The 19,428-nt window shown below is 54.6% G+C and carries 17 protein-coding genes; 11 read left to right on the top strand and 6 right to left on the bottom strand.

All coding sequences use genetic code 11. The features are described from left to right. Window positions 1-10: 10 nt before the first annotated feature. Complete coding sequence (gene pcaF / locus IR195_RS18780) at window positions 11-1,213, top strand: 3-oxoadipyl-CoA thiolase (protein ID WP_206048309.1); 1,203 nt, start codon at window positions 11-13, stop codon at window positions 1,211-1,213. Between the two features lie 11 nt (window positions 1,214-1,224). Next, window positions 1,225-2,043, top strand: coding sequence for an alpha/beta fold hydrolase (locus tag IR195_RS18775; protein ID WP_241006767.1), 819 nt, complete (start codon window positions 1,225-1,227; stop codon window positions 2,041-2,043). 169 nt (window positions 2,044-2,212) lie between these two features. Here the strand turns inward: IR195_RS18775 and catC are convergent, their stop codons facing one another. The 3 genes from catC to IR195_RS18760 are packed head-to-tail and all read right to left on the bottom strand — an operon-like array spanning window position 2,213 to window position 4,220. Continuing rightward, entirely contained in the window at window positions 2,213-2,503 is a 291-nt protein-coding gene (gene catC / locus IR195_RS18770) for a muconolactone Delta-isomerase (RefSeq protein WP_125752521.1), read from the bottom strand. A gap of 39 nt (window positions 2,504-2,542) precedes the next feature. Further along, window positions 2,543-2,839, bottom strand: a complete 297-nt coding sequence (locus IR195_RS18765) for a YciI family protein (RefSeq protein WP_125752518.1) — start codon at window positions 2,837-2,839, stop codon at window positions 2,543-2,545. A gap of 46 nt (window positions 2,840-2,885) precedes the next feature. Further along, window positions 2,886-4,220 carry a short-chain fatty acid transporter gene (locus IR195_RS18760; protein ID WP_206048308.1) on the bottom strand — a complete coding sequence of 445 codons (1,335 nt, stop codon included), beginning with the start codon at window positions 4,218-4,220 and terminating at the stop codon, window positions 2,886-2,888. Window positions 4,221-4,385: 165 nt separating this feature from the next. On the opposite strand from IR195_RS18760, the gene IR195_RS18755 reads away from it, so the two are divergent. From IR195_RS18755 to IR195_RS18730, 6 genes are all read left to right on the top strand, one after another. Further along, window positions 4,386-5,291 (top strand): 3-hydroxyacyl-CoA dehydrogenase NAD-binding domain-containing protein, encoded by a 906-nt coding sequence (locus IR195_RS18755; RefSeq protein WP_125752512.1) that lies wholly within the window; start codon window positions 4,386-4,388, stop codon window positions 5,289-5,291. Beyond that, window positions 5,288-6,316, top strand: coding sequence for a cyclase family protein (locus IR195_RS18750; RefSeq protein WP_206048307.1), 1,029 nt, complete (start codon window positions 5,288-5,290; stop codon window positions 6,314-6,316). Before IR195_RS18755 ends, IR195_RS18750 begins: the two co-directional genes overlap by 4 nt. A 116-nt stretch (window positions 6,317-6,432) precedes the next feature. Next, a complete protein-coding gene (locus tag IR195_RS18745; RefSeq protein WP_125752506.1) occupies window positions 6,433-8,199 on the top strand; it encodes a sensor histidine kinase in 1,767 nt (588 codons plus the stop codon). Continuing rightward, window positions 8,196-9,578, top strand: a complete 1,383-nt coding sequence (locus IR195_RS18740) for a sigma-54-dependent transcriptional regulator (RefSeq protein ID WP_206048306.1) — start codon at window positions 8,196-8,198, stop codon at window positions 9,576-9,578. The genes IR195_RS18745 and IR195_RS18740 overlap by 4 nt, the downstream gene beginning before the upstream one ends. 239 nt (window positions 9,579-9,817) lie before the next feature. Continuing rightward, the gene (locus IR195_RS18735; protein ID WP_125752500.1) at window positions 9,818-10,843 is read left to right on the top strand and encodes a TAXI family TRAP transporter solute-binding subunit; all 1,026 of its coding nucleotides are present in this window, start codon (window positions 9,818-9,820) and stop codon (window positions 10,841-10,843) included. Between the two features lie 80 nt (window positions 10,844-10,923). After that, the gene (locus IR195_RS18730; protein ID WP_125752497.1) at window positions 10,924-13,056 is read left to right on the top strand and encodes a TRAP transporter permease; all 2,133 of its coding nucleotides are present in this window, start codon (window positions 10,924-10,926) and stop codon (window positions 13,054-13,056) included. Window positions 13,057-13,147: 91 nt separating this feature from the next. On the opposite strand, the gene IR195_RS18725 is transcribed toward IR195_RS18730, so the two are convergent. Then, complete coding sequence (locus tag IR195_RS18725; RefSeq protein ID WP_206048305.1) at window positions 13,148-14,074, bottom strand: YihY/virulence factor BrkB family protein; 927 nt, start codon at window positions 14,072-14,074, stop codon at window positions 13,148-13,150. 233 nt (window positions 14,075-14,307) lie between these two features. Here IR195_RS18725 and IR195_RS18720 point away from each other — a divergent pair, with 233 nt between their 5' ends. The 3 genes from IR195_RS18720 to IR195_RS18710 are packed head-to-tail and all read left to right on the top strand — an operon-like array spanning window position 14,308 to window position 17,842. Beyond that, window positions 14,308-15,105: an IclR family transcriptional regulator gene (locus tag IR195_RS18720; RefSeq protein ID WP_241006766.1), complete on the top strand. Its 798-nt coding sequence runs from the start codon at window positions 14,308-14,310 to the stop codon at window positions 15,103-15,105. A gap of 6 nt (window positions 15,106-15,111) precedes the next feature. Beyond that, entirely contained in the window at window positions 15,112-16,401 is a 1,290-nt protein-coding gene (locus IR195_RS18715) for an NAD(P)/FAD-dependent oxidoreductase (protein WP_206048304.1), read from the top strand. Window positions 16,402-16,435: 34 nt separating this feature from the next. After that, window positions 16,436-17,842, top strand: coding sequence for a Na+/H+ antiporter NhaC family protein (locus tag IR195_RS18710; RefSeq protein WP_120386155.1), 1,407 nt, complete (start codon window positions 16,436-16,438; stop codon window positions 17,840-17,842). Window positions 17,843-17,898: 56 nt separating this feature from the next. On the opposite strand, the gene IR195_RS18705 is transcribed toward IR195_RS18710, so the two are convergent. After that, window positions 17,899-18,264 carry a Rieske (2Fe-2S) protein gene (locus IR195_RS18705; protein ID WP_146944954.1) on the bottom strand — a complete coding sequence of 122 codons (366 nt, stop codon included), beginning with the start codon at window positions 18,262-18,264 and terminating at the stop codon, window positions 17,899-17,901. Window positions 18,265-18,310: 46 nt separating this feature from the next. Then, window positions 18,311-19,417: a 4-hydroxyphenylpyruvate dioxygenase gene (hppD, locus tag IR195_RS18700; RefSeq protein WP_125752479.1), complete on the bottom strand. Its 1,107-nt coding sequence runs from the start codon at window positions 19,415-19,417 to the stop codon at window positions 18,311-18,313. Window positions 19,418-19,428: the final 11 nt, after the last annotated feature.

Here is a 19,428-nt window from a genome sequence, read left to right as displayed (position 1 = left end):
GGAGCTTTGTATGAGTGATGTCTATTTATGCCACCCGCGCCGCACTGCCATTGGTCGATTCGCTGGCACCTTGGCCAGCGTGCGCCCCGATGATTTTGCCGCAACGATTTTTAAAGCTGTGTTGGCACAAGCACCGGATCTTGATCCGGCCGCCATTGATGAAGTGTTTATGGGCTGCGCCAATCAGGCGGGAGAGGACAACCGCAACGTGGCGCGTATGTCGTCGCTGCTGGCGGGCATCCCGACCTCGGTACCCGGCACGACCATGAACCGCCTGTGTGGCTCGGGAATGGACGCAGTGGGCACGGCATTTCGTGCGATTAAAGCAGGCGAAATGGAACTGGCACTAGCCGGTGGCGTAGAGTCGATGTCGCGAGCGCCCTACGTGATGGGCAAGGCCGATAGCGCCTTTGCTCGCACTCAAAAGATCGAAGACACCACCATTGGCTGGCGCTTTATCAACCCGCTGATGAAGAAAGCGTTTGGGGTGGATTCGATGCCGGAAACCGCCGAAAACGTCGCCGAGCAGTTCGCTATCTCTCGGGAAGATCAGGACGCCTTTGCTCTGCGCTCCCAGCAGAAAGCCTCCGCCGCCCAAAAAGCGGGGCGCTTTGCCCAGGAAATCACCGCCATCGAGATCCCGCGCCGTAAGCAGGAACCGCTGGTCTTTGATCAGGACGAGCATCTGCGCGAAACCTCCCTGGAAAAACTGGCCGGTTTACCCACGCCCTTCCGTGAAGGCGGTAGCGTCACCGCTGGCAACGCCTCGGGAGTTAACGATGGCGCTGCCGCCATGCTAGTAGCCAGCGAAGCCGCGGTTAAGCAACACGGTCTTAAGCCGATGGCGAAAATCATCGGCATGGCCACCGCTGGCGTTGAGCCGCGCATCATGGGCTATGGCCCGGTACCCGCTGTGCAAAAACTGCTCAAACGTACCGGTATCACCATGGACGATATTGATGTGTTTGAGTTCAACGAAGCGTTTGCCGCCCAGGCGCTGGCCTGTATGCGCGACTTGGGCCTTAAAGACGACGACCCCCGCGTGAACCCCAACGGCGGCGCGATTGCTCTGGGCCACCCGCTGGGTATGTCCGGTGCGCGTCTGTTAATGACCGCTGCCCATGAGCTGCAAAACAGCGGCAAGCGCTACGCGCTATGTACCATGTGCGTGGGTGTGGGCCAGGGCATTGCCACGCTGATTGAACGCGTTTAACGGAGACCGTCATGGCATTTCATACCATTAACGGCCGCAGTGTGGCTTACCGCCTGCTCGGCGCCGAAGTGAACCCGCTGGTCGTACTGGCGCACCCTTTGGGCATGAGCCAGGCAGTATGGGATGACGTGATTCCCGCACTGCTGCCTCGCTATCGGGTGCTAACCTGGGATCTCCCCGGCCACGGTGCCAGCCAGGCGGCCAGCGGTGCACAAATCACCCCTGCTGATCTAGCGGCGGAGGCATTGGCGCTGGTAGAACTTGCGGGCGCGCAGCGCTTTCATTTTGCCGGTACCTCCATTGGCGGTGTGGTTGGCCAGCAGTTGATCGCTGAACATAGCGACCGGCTGCTCTCCGCTACGCTGACCAACACCGGCGCAGTGATCGGCAATCCTGATCTCTGGAACACCCGCGCAGGGCGGGTGCGTCAAGAAGGCTTGGCAGCGATGTCTGAAGAGATCGTGCCGCGCTGGTTCGCACCACAGGCGTTTGAAGCAAGCCCTGCGCTGAAAGCGGGCTGGTGCACACAGATGGGCCGTGGCGACGATGAATCTTACGCCCAACTGTGCGAAATGCTTGGTCGTGATACGTTTTCTGGAAAGCTTTCTGGTAAGAGCGCCTCTCATAAGGTCAGGATACAGCTGTTTGGCGGCAGCGAAGATATGGCCACGCCGCCCGCGACGCTGGAAGCTCTGGCTGCGGAACTCGACGGCGCACCGTTGGAGATATTTGACGGTGTGGGTCATGTGCCGTCGGTAGAGGCTCCGGTGCTGTTTGCGCAAAAACTTATGGCTGTGCTTTTAACCGCCTCGAACCACAGTGTGGCGTAAGCCTTCGGACTGGAGGCTCGCAAGTAGGTATAGGCAGAGAGAAGCACTCCTATAACCACATACCCCTCATGCCCACCAACCGCTAGAGACACACTACGATGCTCTAGCGGTTGGTGGGCATGGCGTTAGCGCTTCTGTAGATTCGACGATCTGCCGCGCTCGTTAGCTATTACGCGTCACCTTGGTGTACAGAAGAGGGATGACGGCATAATGGCTTTACATGGATATCCATATAAGGAAACAGCGGCAAACCGCTAATCAGATCGTGGAGTTCAGCATTGTCACTGACGTCGAAGATGCTGACGTTGGCGTAACTGCCAGCGATCCGCCATAGGTGGCGCCATTTGCCTTGCCGTTGTAGCTCCTGAGAGTAGGCTTTCTCCTTTGCTTTGATGTCAGCCACTTGCTCGGCGGGCATATCCGACGGCAGTTTTACGACCATTTCTACATGAAACAGCATTGCACTTCTCCATGGGTAGTTGTGCTACAGGTATTCGCGCTACAGAGTGTTTTTTCGATTTAAATAGGCTTGTCGCCAGCGCACGATTTTAACCTCGGCAAATAGCCCCGCCTGGTGGAATGGGTCGGACTCGATGAAGTGCTCGGCCTCCTCGCGGCTATCCAAGTCGACTAGGTAGATACCGCCAGACGCCGTTTCTCCATCATCAGAAAGCTTGGCGCCACAGGCCAGCAAGGTCACTACGTTGGCATCCAGATACTCCAGATGGGCTTGGCGTACCTCCAGGCGTAGGGCCTGACAGTCGGGCTTGTCGAAGGTTTCGATCAAAAAAGGCATGGGGCAGTCCCGTAAGTCAAGAGTCGTTAAGAGTGGACAAGAATGGTTAGGCGCCGAGGTAGCCCCAGATCAGCATCGCGCTGGCGTAGATGACCCCGAGGTAGATTAGGATCAGCACCATGTAGCCCATCACATCACGTAACTTTAAGCCGGAGATGGCTAGCACCGGTAGGATCCAGAACGGCTGAACCATGTTGCTCCATTGGTCACCGATTTGGACGGCAAGCGCCGTGGCTGCCTGGGAAGCACCAAGTTCTGTGGCGGCTTGAACCATAACGGGACCTTGGACAGCCCATTGGCCGCCACCGGATGGTGCCAGCAGGTTGATGATGGCGCCGCTGATGAATGACCAAATAGGCAAGGTTTGCGCACTGGATATATCAACGAAGGTATTGGCGAACGAAACCACCAGCCCTGATCCCACGAGAATTCCCATGATCCCGGCGTAGAAAGGGTACTGCACGATGATGCCAGAGACGATACGAATCCCATCCGCCAAGGCGGCTAGGTAGTTGGCAGGCGAGGCAAATAGCAATATCCCCAAAAACAAGAAGGCGAAATTGACGGTATTGAGGTTAAGCGAACCGCCATCGAATGCATACAGCGCAATATACAGCATGCCTAGCGCGCCGATGCCAATGCCCACCACTTTGCTGCGATTCAAACGTTCGGCGATGGTGGTTTTTGTGTCGTCGGGCAGCGGGGCTGCGGAGGGCTTGGCTACCGTGGCTGGATCGATTTCGACGATATCTTCGGCTTGCTTGGGATGCAGCCAGGCATTGAAGAAAGGAAGAGTGAGAAGAATGAGGGCGCTGGTGATCAAAAGAATGGGCGAGAAAATTGTTTCGCTCAGTGGGATTAATCCAATCGTATCCTGAAGAAAGTGCCCTTCGGTGGCGATCAGTAGCGGCACGCTGCCAGACAGGCCGATACCATAAAGAGCAAAGCCAGAATACGCCGCAGCGATCACTAGAGGGTAATGTAAGCCTTTCACGTTAAGCGCCAACTTCTGGGCGACTATACCGCCGATGACCAAGCCGAAACCCCAGTTTAGCCAGCTACCGATACCTCCCACCAGAGTGGCAACAATAATCGCGACGAAGGGCGTTGTGACGCGTGCCGCGACGCGGTTGAGTATGCCGTCAACCAAGGGAGTTTTGGCCAGGATATAGCCCGCTAGGAGGATGACCGTCATTTGCATGCTGAAGGCCAGCAAGTCCCAGAAACCATCGCCCCAATAACGCACTGCATTCAAGGGACTGGTGCCCTGCATTAGCACTGCCAGGAGCATTGTGAGCATGGTTAGAAGGATAGCGATGACGAGAGGATCGGGCATGTAGCGGTTAACGAGCCGGGTGAAGAAATTTGCCAGCGCATTCATAGGAAGCCCTCTTATTGTCGGCGTGTCTGTCATTGGCTATTATGTACGCATAGCGCACATAAGTTCGTTTTTCGTTGGTGATCTTTGACCTAAGACCAACTTTATTCAATGCGACATTTGTCTAGCACTTGAATGGTCTCAAGCTAGGCGAAGGAGGAAATACTGATGCAGGACGGTTCATTGCAAGCTGCTGTGGTAGGTGCGGGAACCATGGGCACTACGCTGGCCAAGTTAATGGCGACGCATGGTGTCAAGGTCACTGTGGTTGATACCAACCCGAAGGTATTGGAAGCCAGTCGCTTGAATGTGGGAGAGAGTGCCGAGATTATTCGCTTTACCACGGATTTGCAGGTGGCGAAGAGTGCTGATTTTGTCATCGAGAGCGTGACAGAAAACGTCGCGATTAAGCGAAAGGTCGTGGCGCAAATCGAGTCTGAAGTGGCCGATACTTGTATCATCGTGACCAATACATCGGGCATTCCGATTGATGACATCGGAAGTGCCATGCGAGTGCCGCAACGGTTCCTGGGGACGCACTTCTTCAACCCGGCGGATATCATACCCGCCGTGGAAGTGGTGCCAGGCAGCCATACCGAAGCGGCGGTAGTGGAAAAGGTGTGCGGTTGGCTAAAGCGTTGGGGAAAACGCCCAGCGGTACTGAATACCTGTGTACCTGGTTTCGTCGCTAACCGGATCCAGCATGCGGTGATGCGCGAATGTCTTTCCCTGTTGGAAAAAGGGGTAGTAGAGGCCGAAGCGCTGGATGATATCGTGCAGTACTCCATTGGCGTGCGTATGGCGCTGAATGGACCCTTATGTCAGCGCGACCTTAACGGATTGGACACCCACCTGAATATTGCCCATTACCTCTATGCGGATCTCGAAGCACGCCAGCAACCTGCCGCTCTGCTTGAAGAGTACGTTGCCCAAGGTCGCCTAGGTGCCAAGGCTGGACGAGGTTTCTACCAGTGGAGTGATGAGACGCGGACTCAGCACCAGGCCCGGGAGCGGGAAAACCTGCAACGTATCATTGAAATCGCTACCCAACATGCCGGTGGAGACAAGCCATGAATCAGCCTCGCTGGAAGAAACGTCCTGAAGGTAGCAATTGGGGCGAGTTTGGCCCTGACGATCAACTGGGGCGAGTCAATCTGATCGATACCGAGCAGGTGCTCAAAGGTGTTAAGGAAGTCCACGAAGGGGTGACATTCTGCTTGTCGTTACCTCTGGATATCCCCGGTGGAAAAGTATTGAACCCCCGTCGCTCGCCTCCGAAGCTAACGCCGACAGCCTTGGGTGATGACCAATACATCAACTTCCCTCTGGCGACTCATAGCCCCGCGCTGCATGACGTCATCAGCGATGATCAAGTTCAGCTATCGTTGCAGTACTCTACACAGTGGGACTCCCTGGCTCATGTGGGCGCTTTGTTCGATGGCGATGGTGATGGTACGCCGGAACGCCGCTACTACAACGGCTACCTGGCCGAGCAGGATGTGCTCGATCTGAGCGGAGAGTCGGCCCAATGGCACGACTCCTATGCTAAACGCCTGGGAATCGAGACACTGGCGGCACATGGCATGCAGGGGCGAGCTGTATTGGTCGATTTGGTGAGAGTTTTCGGTGCAGGAAGAACGCTGGTAGGGCATCTGGAGTTGATGGATGCGCTGAAACAGCTAAACGTGGTGGTGGAGCGCGGCGATATGCTGGTATTACGCACAGGGTTCGCCGAGGCATTGTTGGATATGCAGGGTACGCCGCAGCCTGAAGTGTTGAAAAACACCGGGGCAGTGCTTGATGGCAGTGATTCGGCCTTGCTGGAGTGGATCACTGACAGCGGCATTGCGGCGATCTGTGCGGATAATTATGCGGTAGAAAACTTGGATCGTGAGTTGGCGCCGAGTTGTTGCTCTAAACTTCCTTTGCACCACCACTGCCTGTTCAAACTCGGATTGCCGCTGGCGGAGTTATGGTACCTGAAAGATTTAGCGGAATGGTTGCATAGCCGCCAGCGCAACCGGTTCTTGCTGACGGCGCCGCCGCTTCGGCTGCCAGGCGCCATTGGCTCGCCGGTGACGCCAGTGGCAACCGTATAGTGATAAGTTTGCCGCGGCGTCGGAGAGCGTTAGAGATACCTTCGACAATGGGAGTGCTTACGCCTGGGTGATAAGCTCTTAGGTCTGATCAACTCGACCGTTAAGGCAAACCCACAGTGAGCAGAAAGATTTGGCTGTATGCGCTGGTTCTGGCCTCTTTAATCGTGCTGAGCCTTTTAGGGTTATGGTGGTTATGGCATTGGCAATACAGCCACGCCGAAGCGGATGCCCAGCGTCACGCGAATACGCGTCTAGCGCTCTACACCAGCAGCCTGCAAGGTGCGCTTGAGCGCTTTAACTACCTGCCTGACTTACTGGCCCAGCAGCCTTTAGTCCAGGCTGCCCTGCGCGAACCTAGTGAGCTATTGCTGTCGCCTGTTAATCAGCACTTGGCAGAGGTCGCTGAGCGTTCGGGCGCTGACGCCATCTTTCTGATGAATGAGCAAGGCGTCACCCTGGCCAGCAGCAACTATGCACTCGAGCAAAGTTTCATTGGCCACGATTACCACTTTCGCCCCTATTTTTACGATGCCATGCAGAGCGGTAGCGGTGAATTCTTTGCGATTGGTGATACAACTGGACAGCCGGGTTATTTCACCTCTTATGTCGTTACGCTTGGCGACGACACTGCCTCTGCGGGTGTCTTGGTGGTTAAGGTCTCACTGGAAGCGCTTCAAGAGGATTGGCGTCGAGCACAAGAGCACGTTATTTTGTCGGACGCTAATGGCGTTGTGATACTTTCTAGCCGCGAGCAGTGGCGGTTTCAGCACATAGATGGGCTTTCTGATGATGCTTTGGCGCAGATTAGCGCCCAACGTCAATTTCTCGATAAACCGCTTTCCCCACTCGGCCAGCGCCTGCATGACGATACGCTGGTAATAGGCAACCAAGCACAAGGAGGAGGCGAGCGCTTTCTGGTCGCTTCCCTGCCGCTTGCGACACTGGGTTGGTCGATGCATTATCTCAGCCCGGTGCGCCCACTTTATATCAGTGCTCGCAATGTATTTCTGGCGGGTTTAGTCACGCTTTCCGCTCTTTTGTTGTTTGGCTTGTGGTTGCGTGAACGCCAAAAACGCCAACACATGCGCGATGCTCAGGCGAAAATCATCCAGCAAACCAATATTCGTTTGGAAGAACGTGTCCAGGAACGCACCCAGGCCTTAGAGGATGCGCAAGCTGAACTGGTTCAAGCGGGTAAATTGGCCGCCTTGGGGACCATGGCGGCAGGCATTGCCCATGAGCTTAATCAACCTCTTTCAGGCATCCGTACTTATGCTGCTAACGGTGAGCGGTTGTTGGCGCTTGGCCGTCAGGAAATGGCAGGCGACAACTTCCAACGTATTCAGGTATTAAGCAAACGCCTCGCCCGGCTAATCGAGCAGCTAAAGCTGTTTGCTCGCAAGGGCGAGAGCCGGGAGAGTGTGGATCTTCCCGCCAGCCTGAACTTCGTACTAGAACTATTGGAGGAGCGTTTCCAGCAGCAAAAAGTGCGTTTGGAGCGTGACGGCGATTGGCCACAGTCACTCTGGGTACGTGGCGATGACGTTCGCCTTGAGCAGTTGCTCACTAACCTGCTGCGTAATGCGCTGGATGCGTTGAACGACATACCCAATGGGGTCATTTGTCTGCATGTTGAGATCACTGCGGAGCAAGTGCAGTTGACGATTCATGACAATGGCCCAGGCTTGCCCCAAGAAGTGATCGAGCAGATGTTCGACCCATTCTTTACGACTAAACCGGTTGGGGAAGGCTTAGGGCTGGGGCTGTTTATTAGTTACGGCATTGCTCAGGATCTTGGCGGTAAACTCAGCGCTGGTAATCACCCCGCTGGGGGCGCTTGGTTTCGTCTGACACTACCGCATGCTGAGGAGACTCCTTCATGACGCAAGCATCTTCTAGCACCTTAGCTCGACTATCGGCTGCTTCTCTGCCTGTCTGGCTAGTGGACGATGAAGCTGATGTCCGTGACTCTCTTAGCCAATGGTTGGAGGTGTCGGGATTAGAGGTTCGCACGTTTTCAAGTGCCGGTAAGGCGCTGAATGCACTTCAAAACGGCCAGCCGTGCGGCGTCGTCGTCAGTGATATCAAGATGCCCGAGATGGATGGCTTGGCCTTGTTTGCCGCCGTGCAAGCACTCGATACGCCGCCTCCGGTGATTCTGATCACAGGCCACGGCGATGTCCCCATGGCGGTTGCAGCGATTCAGCAGGGGGCTTGGGACTTTGTGCAAAAGCCCTTCGACCCTGAACGCCTTGAAGAGTGTGTACGACGAGCACTAGAGCATCGGGCCCTGGCGCTGGAAAACCTGCAGTTACAGCAGGCATTACGGCATAACTATTTAAGCACGCGCCTGCTCGGCGACTCTGCGCTGATGCAAGTGCTACGGCGCCAAGTGGAAAACTTAGCTGCTAGCCGCGCCAACGTGGTTATCAATGGTGAAACGGGCAGCGGCAAGGAGGTTGTGGCTCGCGCCTTGCACGACTTTGGCAGCGGTAGCCAAGGCGCTTTTGTGGCGTTGAACTGTGGCGCCATGAACAGTGAATTAATCGAATCAGAGCTATTCGGGCATGAAAAAGGCGCCTTTACCGGGGCGGGAGAGCGGCGTATAGGCCTGCTGGAAACCGCTAGCCACGGCACCCTCTTTTTGGATGAAATAGAATCACTGCCACTGTCTGCCCAGGTTAAGCTGTTGCGCGCACTGCAGGAAGGTGAAATTACCCGGTTAGGCAGCAACCAAGTTATCCACCTTCATCTTCGGGTCGTGGCGGCCAGTAAAGAGAACTTGCTGCAAATGGCCTCGCAAGGAGATTTTCGCGAGGATCTTTATTATCGCTTGGCGATTGCCGAGCTGGCGATTCCCCCCTTGCGTGAGCGCCGCGAAGATATTCCCTTGCTGTTTCGTCACTTCTGCCATCAAGCCGCTGATGTTCACGAAAGGCCGCTACGCGAACCCACCACAGAGCTGCTGACTGCCCTCGGTAATCATCGGTGGCCTGGAAACCTCCGCGAACTGCGCAATATTGCCACGCGCTTTATTCTTGGGCTGGATCTGCCCTGGCAGCGCTCATCTATGCCGTCACACCAAGCGTCTGCACTCTCTGTGCGTATGGAAGTATTTGAGGCTACTGTCTTGAAAGAAGCGCTACAGCGCCATCATGGCAATATTCAAGCGGTACTCGACGAACTCGATCTGCCTCGCCGTACACTCAATCAGAAAATGCAGCGTCACCAGTTGCGCCGCGAAGACTTTCTCGCGACCTAAACGGTTGATTCAAAAGTTAATGCGCTAGGGCTGATTCATCGGCCATTTTTTGCCGATGAGAGCAAAAACCATCGGCAAAAAATGGCCGGTGGTCACTCCGGCGTCTTCGCCTTTTGTCGTAGGAGTGAAATTATAATGTATTGATTTTTATATCTTTGTTTAAAGTTGGCTAGCTTCTCGCTCTATTGGGGAAGGAGTAGTGATTACTCCAACAATTCTAATAAGCTGGGAGCAACACCATGCTGAAACGCCAATTTCTTAAAACCGCTCTTTGTCTCGCTACCGCCGCTGCATTCGGCGTCAGTGCCTCCGCTGTTACCGCCCAGGAACCTACCGAGGGCGGACAATACATCATGGGCACTGCCACCACCGGTGGCACGTTCTATCCAGTAGGCGTCGCGCTTTCTACACTGATACGTGTCAAGCTCGAGCCTACCCACGGCATCTCCGTTTCCGCCATCAGCTCGGCGGGTTCAGCGGAAAACTTGCGCCTGATGGATGACAACCAGGCTCAATTCGGCATTCTGCAAGCGCTCTACGGCGCTTGGGCATGGTCCGGTGAGGGGCCAGTGCCCAAAGCCTATGACAACGTACGCTCAGTTTCTATGCTGTGGCAGAACGTCGAACACTTTGTGATGCGTGACGCACTGGTCGATACTGGCACCATTGATGACTTGGCCCAGCTATACGGGCGCGGTTTCTCCATTGGGGCGCGCAATTCCGGTACCGAAGGCTCTGGTCGGCAAATTCTTGCCGGTCTGGAGATTGATCCGGAGCAGATGGATATCGCCTACCTGGGCTACAGTGCCAGCGCTGACTCCATGCAGAACGGCAATATCGATGGTATGAACATACCGGCAGGCGTTCCGGCCTCTGCCGTGACCAGCGCCTATGCCAATATGGGCGATGACATTACCACTCTGAATGTGACCGCTGAACAACTTGAGCGCATTAACAGCCAGTACCCAGTGTGGAGCGCTTTCGAAATTCCTGCCGACACTTACCCTGGCCAGGAAGCCCCGATCAATACCATTTCCCAGCCCAATATTTTGGTGGTTAACGCCGATGTTCCTGAGGAGCATGTGTACCAGATCACCAAAGCCATGTTCGAGAACCTACCGTTTCTAAACAACATTCACCCAGCGACGCGTGATATGGCTCTGGAAAAAGCGCTCGACGGTCTGCCGATACCACTGCATGCCGGTGCCGCGCGCTATTTCCGTGAACAAGGCATTGAAATTCCTGAGCATCTTCTCGAAGGCTGAAGGCCTATCGCCCTGCATCTGCCTGGCATAAGCCGGGCGGATGGCCTCCCTATGCCTGACTTCGTTTCATGAGGTACACCATGAGTCATTCGACACCTGATACGGTGCGCGATGAATCCGCAAGCAGCGCTTCAGAGCGCCTTGAACATCCCTGGCTTGGGCGGATTCTGAGCTTGCTCGCCATCGTCGTTGCTTTCTCACATATCTATTTCAATACCCTGGGCACTGTCTCAGAAATTTGGGTTAGTGCATTACACTTCGGTATGTTCGGCCTGTTGTGTGCGCTTTCCGTGCCGATGTTCAAAGCGCGCTCGGCTAGCGGTCAGCGCCTATTACTCGCTGTTGATGTGTGTCTTGGGCTAGCCGCCCTAGGCTGTGCGTTCTATTTAATCGGTTTTGAGGATGCACTTTATGCCCGTGGGGTACGCTTTTCCCTGGCTGACTGGATCGTATCGATTACCGCCTTGGCATTGGTACTCGAATTTGCCCGCCGGACTACCGGCTGGTTTATTCCGCTGCTATGTATCATTGCACTGACGTACGTTGCCTGGTGGGGGCGCTATGTAGGTGGGGTGTTCAATTTCCCTGGGCTGAACTGGGAAACCGTGCTGTTTCGTAGCTTTCTCGGCGGTGACGGCATGCTGGGCTCGATTGCCCGGATTTCCTGGTCCTATGTTTTCATGTTCATTCTCTTTGGTGCCTTCCTGGTGCGTTCGGGGGCTGGGGAGTTCATCATCGAGCTGGCACGTTGTGCCGCGGGTCGCTTTGTTGGTGGCCCGGGATTTGTAGCGGTATTCGCTTCAGGGCTTATGGGGTCGGTGTCTGGCTCCAGCGTAGCCAATACGGTCTCTACCGGTGTGATCACTATTCCCTTAATGCGTAAAGCGGGCTTTCCACCGCGTTTTGCGGCCGGCGTTGAAGCCGCTGCTTCAACCGGAGGCCAGCTTATGCCTCCCGTTATGGGGGCGGGGGCTTTTATCATGGCCTCTTACACCCAGGTGTCATATCTCACCATCATCGGGGTCGCTGCGCTTCCTGCGCTGCTGTACTTTCTCTCGGTGGCCATGTTCGTGCGTATCGAAGCCAAGCGTAGCGGTACTCATCAGGTAGAAATGGAGCAAGCTCCAAAGCTGATTGATGTTTTGAAAGGTGGTTGGCACTATCTGTTACCGCTCGTGGTGCTGGTCGTCGCCCTTATCAATGGCTTCACCCCCACTTACGCTGCCGGTATCGCTATCGTGTCGGTGGTCGTTGCTTCCTGGCTATCACGTTCACCCATGAAGCTTCAGGCAATTATCGACGCTTTGGTACTGGGCACCCGCAACATGGTTTCCACCGCCATCCTACTGCTGACAGTTGGCTTGATCGTCAACGTGGTGTCGACGACCGGCATTGGTAACATCTTTTCGTTGATGATCTCAGATTGGGCGGGCGGTAGTCTGTTGGTTACCATTGTGTTGATCGCGCTGGCCTCTCTGGTACTGGGAATGGGGTTGCCGGTGACGGCCGCTTATATCGTATTGGGCACACTATCGGCACCAGCGTTGTATGGTCTGATGGCACAAAGCCAGCTGTTAGAACTGATTATGGCCGGTGATTTGCCCGAGCAGGCACGAACGATCTTTATGCTTGCCGCGCCAGATGCCTTAGAAGCGCTGAATGCCCCGATGGATGCTGCCAGTGCTCAACAACTACTGGCCTTGGTACCGGACGATTTCCGTACACAGCTTTACGAACAAGCGCTTTCGCCGCATACGATATCAATGATGTTAGTGGCGGCGCATATGGTGATTTTCTGGCTATCTCAGGACTCCAACGTGACTCCGCCGGTATGCCTTACCGCCTTCGCTGCGGCGGCGATTGCCAAAACGCCACCTATGCGTACCGGTTTTACCGCTTGGAAAATCGCCAAGGGCCTCTACATCATTCCCTTGCTGTTTGTGTGGTCGCCAATGATCACCGGGACGCCGACCGAAATGTTGGTGGTGTTTGCCTTCGCGTTGTTCGGTATTTACGCCATTATCGCAGGGTTGGAAGGCTATCTGGAAAGCGAGTTGCCCTGGTGGCTGCGCCTAGCCATGTTCCCGATTGGCGCCTTAATGCTGTGGCCCCATGGAAACTTACTGCTGGACTTCGTGGGCTTGGCACTGTTTTTAATAACGCTGGTGTGGAGTGCCAGACGTGACCGCCAGATGGCTCATACAATGGCCTGATATTAGGCGAGCATAAAGGGGGCAGCCCTCTTATAAATAGCGCTCAAATAAATGCCGCCATCAAAAGATGGCGGCATTTCAATGTAACGTCTTAATCAACGTGGGTGATGGGTTGTCGGTCTGGGTCAATATGCCAAGGTAAGCCGAGGCGTGTATTACGCTCTAACTCAGCAATGACCTGCGCGCCCAGCAGCAAAATGATGGCACCGACTTCCAGGCTGAGCAGCACAATCACCAGCGTTGCTAAGGACCCGTAAACAGCGTTGACGAACGACAGGTGAGTGAAATAGTAGACCAGTAGCAGCCGCACGCCCTCCCATAGCAGTGCCGCGACGAAACCGCCGATTACCGCTCGGCGTAACGCGATACGCACCACCGGCAGCACCTTGTAGACAGCGCTAAACAATAAGAAAACCCCAGCAAAACTGAATAAGTTCAGGACTGGTTCGGAAAACCCTGCAAACGGCAGCTGCCGCTCAAAGAGCGCCATCATCAGCGTATTGAGCGAGCTGGCCAGGGTGACGACCAGTGTTAAAGCCAGTAGTCCCGCTCCGAGCACCAGCATAAAAGCGTAAGGCAACGTCACGGAAACCCACACACTGCGCTTGATGTGGGGGCTTTCTGGCGTATGGAAGATAATCGCCAGAGCATCTTCAAGCATGCGAAAGGCGAAGGAGCTGAAGAGCAGTAGAATGGGTAAGCTAAGAATGCCGATGACGTCGCGAGACTCCAGCAGACTGCGGACAGCATCCATCAATACTTCGGCATGGGCCGGTGCTAGGTGGCGCGCTTGTACAGCAAGAACGCTGAGTAAATGTTGTTGATCCACCACTTGGGTCAATAGCACAACCAATACTGCAAATAGCGGCACGATAGAGAGCAGAATATTGTAGCCCACCCCACCGGCAAGCAGGATGCCGCGGTTCTTCAAGAAGTGACACACGACACGCCAGGCAAAATGAGCCAGCCGTGGCAGCAGTAGAAGTAAGGCATTGAGTGCTGTTTGGTTACGCCCCATCGTTTGCCATCCTCCTTGTGTGCCAACACTATGCCTTGGCGGTGTGACTGTTCAGCGACAGCAGGCACCAGTGAATAGACAAAATGATAGGCAATGATCCGGGTTGCCCGACAGAAGCAGTTGCCGCATGCCTGATTTATCGCATGAAAATGGTTGTGTCTCATCTAGTGAGATGAACTCGCGAATTTGTCTTGCTATGTTCTAGCGCATCTAGACAAACAACGATAACCATAATGCCGGTAAATGAAAACATCACCTCATCAGGCCCCGCTACGCTCGTTCATGCTATGCAGATACTGCAAGTTACTGCACGGGGCGGACATCGCGGTGCGAGTGTTGACGACTATCTGAATGAATTGAGCTTCAGTCGTCCTACGCTCTATCGGTTGTTAAAAGGTCTCAAGCAGCAAGGGTTTTTACGCTCTTCTCCCATTCGGGGGCGTTACCTGCTGGGTTATGAGCTGCTGGTGCTTGGTGCCCAGGCGGGCAATGGCGCTGGGTTGAGAGACTTGGCTCGGCCGAGATTGCTGGCGTTGGCACAGCGCTGGGGAGACAGTTTCTATCTGTTCGCCCGCGATGGTATCTACGCGGTCTGCCTGGAAGTGCAGAACGGTGCTTATCCGGTGGGCAGTTTTGTTAGGGCGACGGGAGGGCGCTTACCGCTGGGTGTCGGTCAAGCGTCGATTGCTTTGCTCGCGTATCTCGGCGCGGAGGAGCGAAGCGAGATTCTCGACCACAACGCGACACGCTTGCGGGATGATTACGCGATTGCCACCGCCGATGTCGAAGCCGAGATTAATCATCTACTAACACATGGCTACGCCCGTGGCGTTGAAGGCTCTCTGCTCCCGGAATACTGCGGCTTAGCCATTCCTATTCTCGACCATAGTGGTCACCCCTTGGGGGCCATGAGCTGCTCAATGCTCAAGTCTCGTATGACAGCGGCCCATAAACAGGAGGTGCTCCAGGGCATGCAAGAAGAAGTCGCCGCTATGGTTAACCAGGCCCACGGCCTACTGTATTTGGATTAAATCGTCATGCCACAACCCACGCATCCATCACATCAGCGCCTGTGCGGCTGGAACGCCTGGCTCCCAGAGCGCCAGCCGAGCCCCGCCTTGCGTGGCCAAGCTGAGGCGGATGTCGTCATCATCGGGGCTGGTTACACCGGCTTCGCGGCAGCTACGGCTTGGCAGCAGGCGCGGCCTGAAGACCGCATCAAAATTCTTGAGGCCGACCAAGTAGGTGAAGGTAGCCCAGGGCGTAACTCTGGTTTCATGCTGGAAATCGCTTTAGCCAATGATGCTCGTCCCGAAGAACTTGAGCGCATGGAGACACTGAACGCGTTAAGCCGACAAACCATGGCGCTACTGCGCGAGCGGGTCGAACGGCTGGGAATTGACTGCCAACTTGAACGTAGCGGCACTTATCGCGCTGCCCGCAGTGCGATAGGCCAGCGTGCCTTGGCCCAGTATGAAGCTTTTCTTAACGCTGCAGGCCTTTCTTACCAGACCTTGAGCGGTAGCCAACTGGCTGAGCGAATTGGCACGCGCTACTACACACAGGGTATTTATTCACCGGACTGTTATCTGGTGCAGCCTGCAGCATTGATTGTTGGTTTAGCGGATTCATTAGAAGCCGGAATCGAACTGCATGAGCACTCGCCCGCGACTCAAATCAAGCCTGATGGCAAAAAGTGGCGTGTCACCACACCCGAAGGCGAAGTAACGGCTGGGCAGGTAATCCTCGCCAATAACGCGTTTTCTAGAGCCTTGGGTGCAGACCTTTCGCGGCTAACCGCTATTTATACCTATGCCGCGATTACCGAGCCCCTACCAGAGCTTGAACGACAACGCATTGCTGCGACGACCTGGGGGCTGCTACCCGCGCATCGTTTGGGTTGTACGCTGCGCACCACCGCCGATGGGCGCTTGATGATTCGTTCGCGTTACAGCTATGAGCGCGAAGCCGATAACGCCCGTATTGAGGCTGAACTGAAAGCGAGCCTTGAGGCGCGCTATCCCGAACTCACCCCAGTGCGCTTCGATAAGGTCTGGGGAGGGACCACCGGGCTGACCTATAACGGCGCGCCACTGTGGGGGGAGATCCAGCCCGGTTTGTATGTGTCAGCGGGGTGTAATGGCGGCGGTATCGTCAAGGGTACCTTCCTTGGCGATGCCCTGGCGCGCCATGCCATGGGGCAGCCGGTCGAAAATATTGCGTCGTTATTCGGCAAGGCGAGTTGGATGCCACCCGATCCCCTGCGTCGGTTGGGTTTCTACCTGACCAGTGAAATGGAGCGCCGTAAGGCAAAGCAAGAAACTTGATCCCCACTCACCATTATAAAAAAGAGAGATGACAATGGATCCTCAAGATCATATTGGGCTGCTGTCCATCATGCCGGCGGCGTTGGCTATTGTGCTGGCATTTATTACCCGCAACACCGTTTTTTCGCTGGCAGTCGCCTGTTTCGTTGGAGTGATTACCCTGGGCAATGGCTTGATGGGCTTTCCCACGCTGTTAAAGGAAACCCTGGGCACCACCAGTTTTTCCTGGATACTGCTGTTGGAGCTTTTCATTGGCACAGTGATCGCGTTCTTCCAACGCACAGGGGCGATTCAGAACTTTACCGCTTGGGTGGAACGCCGTGCTTTGTCACGGGTAAGGGTTCAGTTGATTGCCTGGGTGATGGGCATGTTCGTTTTCTTCAGCGACTATTTCAGCCCCTTGTTTGTCGGTAGCACCATGCGTGGCCTGACGGATCGCTATCGAGTATCGCGGGAAAAGCTGGCGTATATCGCGGACTCCACTTCCGCTCCGGTGAGTGTGATGGTTCCGATTACCGGCTGGGCGGTGTTTATTTCTGGCTTACTGATTGGCATGGGGCCCATCGAAAATGCTGCTCAGGCGATGGGCGTGTTTCTACATGCGGTTCCCTTTAACCTCTATGCATGGCTCTCAGTGCTGGTCGTGGGGCTGGTCATTGTCGGTGTTATTCCACTGTTTGGACCGATGCGCGAAGCCGAGCGTCGCGCTCAGGAAGAGGGCAAAGTACTGCGTGATGGGGCAGAACCACTGGTGGGCGAGGAGCTGACAGAAATTCCGCCTTATGATGGTGCGCGTACCAACCTATTCTGGAATTTTTTCGCCCCGGTGCTGGTGGTGATCGGCGTTGCTGTCGGCACCTTTATCGTGATGGATTCGGCCAAAACTATGGAAGCGTTTCTGGCGGCTTCTGTGTTTCTCGGTATCGTTATGCGCCTTCAGGGCATTCCCTTCAACGACATTATGAAAACCTCGATGGCCGGGATGAAGGGGGTAATGCCAGCCATTATTATTCTGGCGTTAGCCTATTCGTTGAATCAGCTTTCCAAAGATATGGGCACGGCCAGCTATATCGTTGAAGCCACCGGTGGCTGGCTGACACCGGCATTACTGCCAGCGATGACATTCCTTATCGCTGCCGTTATCGCCTTTTCAACCGGTACCTCTTGGGGCACCTTCGCGATCATGATGCCGCTGGCTGTGCCGCTGGCATTCAACTTCAGCAGCGATATGCTGACACCGCTGGTATATGCCACGGTGGCAGCCGTAGCGGGTGGCGGGGTATTCGGGGATCACTGTTCGCCGTTGTCGGATACCTCAGTGCTTGCCTCAACAGGGGCTGCTTCTGACCATATCGACCATATCAAGACGCAAATTCCCTTTGCGCTTGCCGTTGCCATACTCTCCTTGGCTGCTTACCTGTTGCTCGGCCTCACGCTGTAAGCGATAAGCCCTGCGATAGGCCGCCTGAGGCCATTATCGCAGGGCTTAATCTAGCATCAGCCAATGCAAACATTGCCTTGCGGGTCTTCAAACACCGGTATTGCGTCAAGATTATCAAAAGCACCTGCTAAGCAGTTGCCTGTTTTAATATCGAATGCTGCGCCATGGGCACTGCATAGTAAGCGGTGCCCATCTGACGAAATGATGCTGTCCGACCGGTAATTTAATGGTAAGTATTGGTGGGGGCAGGCATTAACGTAGCAATAAATGACACCATTTATGCGCGTTACAATCATTGGGAAAGGTGTGTCGTTACTAATAACTTCTATGCAGTGTGCATTGCCTTCTTCTATAAGATGAGAAGGGCAAACAATAGCCCCCTCTTGGGGGGCATTTGCATAGTTACGCCAAGCGTCTTGCACAGTGTTTCCTTTTCGTCAGCGCTAATTATGTTATTAAGCGTTTTTGCTATTCTGCAGTGCTTTGTAACACGCCGCGGTTAATTTGGTCCTCTTCGATGGATTCGAACAGAGCTTTAAAATTGCCCTCTCCAAATCCATCATCGCCTTTACGCTGGATAAACTCGAAGAAGATCGGGCCAATCACTGTTTTAGAGAAAATTTGTAGCAAAATTCTGGTTTCGCCACCGCCCACGACACCTTCGCCATCAATCAAAATGCCGCGGTTACGAAGTTTATCGAGAGGCTCTTGGTGACCTTTTACGCGCTCAAGTGATTTTTCATAATAGATGCTCGGCGGACCAGGCATAAACTCAAGCCCTGCATCAGCGATGGAATCCGTGCCGGTATAGATATCGTTCGTTGCAATGGCGATATGCTGAATACCTTCGCCATTGTACTCGCGCAAGTACTCCTCAATTTGGCTATGATCGTCAGCACTTTCGTTAATCGGAATGCGAATTTTGCCATCGGGAGAAGTTAATGCGCGGCTAGTAAGGCCGGTAACTTTACCAGCGATATCAAAGTAGCGTATTTCGCGGAAGTTAAAGGTGTCATGATAAAACTTATACCATGTGTCCATATTGCCGCGAATAACGTTATGAGTGAGGTGGTCAAGATAGTAAAAGCCAAACCCTTTAGGCTTAGGATCTACCTCGTCTAACCAGTCAAACTCATTTGCGTAACAGCTACCTTTATCGCCATACGTATCAATAAAGTAAAGCAGCGAGCCACCAATACCGACAACCGCTGGCGCATCGATAGATTTATTGCCAGTGAACTCTTCAGCCCCTAACTCAACGGCACGTTTTAGGGCGTGCTGAGCATCAACAACGCGCCAAGCCATGGCCGGTGCACAGGGGCCGTGCGCCTCAATAAACGCTGACGCATGGGAGTTAGGCTCGCTGTTAAGCAGATAGTTAATATCACCCTGACGATAAACGGTGACTGACTTGTCACGGTGTTTTGCAACGGGGACGAAGCCCATTTGCCGAAACAGGCTGTCTAACTTTTCCGGCTCAGGATGGGCAAATTCAACAAATTCAAAACCATCGGTGCCCGCTGGGTTTGCATCGCTTATGGTTACGTTTGGCGCGTCATGAGGAAAAGGTCCCATCGCTGTCTCTC

The sequence above is a fragment of the Vreelandella venusta genome (genome assembly GCF_015689495.1).
GTDB lineage: Bacteria > Pseudomonadota > Gammaproteobacteria > Pseudomonadales > Halomonadaceae > Vreelandella > Vreelandella venusta.
This window is presented reverse-complemented; position numbering and strand designations above follow the sequence as displayed.

What these genes read in the sequence shown, in the direction of transcription:
- pcaF (WP_206048309.1), top strand. Translation starts at nt 11, where the DNA reads ATGAGTGATGTCTATTTATGCCACCCGCGCCGCACTGCCATTGGTCGA.
- IR195_RS18775 (WP_241006767.1), top strand. Translation starts at nt 1,225, where the DNA reads ATGGCATTTCATACCATTAACGGCCGCAGTGTGGCTTACCGCCTGCTC.
- catC (WP_125752521.1), bottom strand. Translation starts at nt 2,503, where the DNA reads ATGCTGTTTCATGTAGAAATGGTCGTAAAACTGCCGTCGGATATGCCC.
- IR195_RS18765 (WP_125752518.1), bottom strand. Translation starts at nt 2,839, where the DNA reads ATGCCTTTTTTGATCGAAACCTTCGACAAGCCCGACTGTCAGGCCCTA.
- IR195_RS18760 (WP_206048308.1), bottom strand. Translation starts at nt 4,220, where the DNA reads ATGAATGCGCTGGCAAATTTCTTCACCCGGCTCGTTAACCGCTACATG.
- IR195_RS18755 (WP_125752512.1), top strand. Translation starts at nt 4,386, where the DNA reads ATGCAGGACGGTTCATTGCAAGCTGCTGTGGTAGGTGCGGGAACCATG.
- IR195_RS18750 (WP_206048307.1), top strand. Translation starts at nt 5,288, where the DNA reads ATGAATCAGCCTCGCTGGAAGAAACGTCCTGAAGGTAGCAATTGGGGC.
- IR195_RS18740 (WP_206048306.1), top strand. Translation starts at nt 8,196, where the DNA reads ATGACGCAAGCATCTTCTAGCACCTTAGCTCGACTATCGGCTGCTTCT.
- IR195_RS18735 (WP_125752500.1), top strand. Translation starts at nt 9,818, where the DNA reads ATGCTGAAACGCCAATTTCTTAAAACCGCTCTTTGTCTCGCTACCGCC.
- IR195_RS18730 (WP_125752497.1), top strand. Translation starts at nt 10,924, where the DNA reads ATGAGTCATTCGACACCTGATACGGTGCGCGATGAATCCGCAAGCAGC.
- IR195_RS18725 (WP_206048305.1), bottom strand. Translation starts at nt 14,074, where the DNA reads ATGGGGCGTAACCAAACAGCACTCAATGCCTTACTTCTACTGCTGCCA.
- IR195_RS18720 (WP_241006766.1), top strand. Translation starts at nt 14,308, where the DNA reads ATGCCGGTAAATGAAAACATCACCTCATCAGGCCCCGCTACGCTCGTT.
- IR195_RS18715 (WP_206048304.1), top strand. Translation starts at nt 15,112, where the DNA reads ATGCCACAACCCACGCATCCATCACATCAGCGCCTGTGCGGCTGGAAC.
- IR195_RS18710 (WP_120386155.1), top strand. Translation starts at nt 16,436, where the DNA reads ATGGATCCTCAAGATCATATTGGGCTGCTGTCCATCATGCCGGCGGCG.
- hppD (WP_125752479.1), bottom strand. Translation starts at nt 19,417, where the DNA reads ATGGGACCTTTTCCTCATGACGCGCCAAACGTAACCATAAGCGATGCA.